We start from the raw sequence: 274 nt of genomic DNA on the forward strand, positions 1-274 counted from the left end.
GGTTCCGGGGTGAGTGCCGGCACCGAGGCATAGTCCTCCAGTGTCTGGATGCGGCAGTCGGCTGAATGCTGCTGCATCTCGCGCGCCAGTTGCGCGGTGAAGTCATCGAAGCGTGCACGCACCGCGTCAGGCGGGTCACTGGGCAGATTGCGCAGCTCCCAATGCAGACGAGCGTCCTTGGCAATGATATTGGGGGCATTGCCGCCCTGCATGGCGCTGACGTGCAGGGTGGAAAAGGGCGGCTCGAACAGCTCCCCTGGGGTGGCATTGGTGC

The 274-nt window shown here is 64.6% G+C and carries 1 protein-coding gene; it reads right to left on the reverse strand.

All coding sequences use genetic code 11. The annotated features are described in order from the left end of the window. Positions 1–274: peptidase dimerization domain-containing protein (locus SB786_RS36240; RefSeq protein ID WP_410731578.1), on the reverse strand; the 274-nt coding region annotated here is incomplete at both ends.

Origin of the sequence: Burkholderia sp. SIMBA_062, from assembly GCF_046534765.1 — a bacterium.
In the GTDB taxonomy this organism is placed as follows: Bacteria; Pseudomonadota; Gammaproteobacteria; order Burkholderiales; family Burkholderiaceae; genus Burkholderia; species Burkholderia ambifaria.